This window comes from Vibrio sp. ZOR0018 (assembly GCF_963865925.1).
In the GTDB taxonomy this organism is placed as follows: Bacteria; Pseudomonadota; Gammaproteobacteria; order Enterobacterales; family Vibrionaceae; genus Vibrio; species Vibrio anguillarum.
The window spans coordinates 1-306 of the sequence record NZ_CAWMCN010000039.1 but is presented as its reverse complement, the minus strand read 5'-3'; the positions used below and the strand labels follow the sequence as shown (position 1 = coordinate 306).

The window sequence follows — 306 nt, the reverse complement described above, 5'->3', positions numbered from 1 at the left end:
CTGATTTGAAGAACACGATGACAATTCCAATTAAAAATGTATCTAGTACGGAAATTTCTTGCTCAAACTGTCAGGCTTGTTGCTGTCGTTTAGAGGTCATGATCATTACAGATACAGGTGTGCCAGAGCAACACATTGCTTTCGACCAATGGGGTGGGGAAACCATGCTACGTTTGGCGGATGGTTGGTGCTCAGCTTTAGATCGAGAAACATTCATGTGCACGATTTATGAGAATCGACCTTGGATTTGTCGAGAGTTTGAAATGGGCTCTTATGAATGTCGAGATGAAAGGTCAGATTTACCTT

The 306-nt window shown here is 42.2% G+C and carries 1 protein-coding gene; it reads left to right on the top strand.

Annotated features, from left to right (window positions below):
* Positions 1 to 17 precede the first annotated feature (17 nt).
* The coding region (locus AACR75_RS01150) for a YkgJ family cysteine cluster protein (protein ID WP_026028227.1) at positions 18 to 306 on the top strand (289 nt) is incomplete at its 3' end.